Raw genomic sequence first — 235 nt, 5'->3', positions numbered from 1 at the left:
CCATCACGTCGGCCTTGACCTTGTCCATGCCGTAGACGCGGTCGTTGATGTATTTTTTGTGTTACCAGCCGTTCTTGAAGATGTGGTACAGCACACCGAAGAGGAAAGGAATGTCCGAGCCCGAACGAATGCGCACGTAGTCGTCGGCCATGGCCGCCGTGCGCGTGAAGCTCGGGTCCAACCCCGACAACATTCAGCCGGTTTCCTTTGAGTGCAGCAAGTTCAACAAGCTGAC

At 55.7% G+C, this 235-nt stretch carries 1 pseudogene; it reads right to left on the bottom strand.

The annotated features are described in order from the left end of the window. Nucleotides 1–235: pseudogene (locus ACEN8I_RS24205) on the bottom strand (hypothetical protein); the annotation flags it as partial.

The organism is Polaromonas sp. CT11-55 (assembly GCF_047303325.1).
GTDB lineage: Bacteria > Pseudomonadota > Gammaproteobacteria > Burkholderiales > Burkholderiaceae_C > Polaromonas.
Note: the sequence above shows the minus strand (reverse complement) of the source record. Positions and strands in the feature narration are given on the sequence as shown.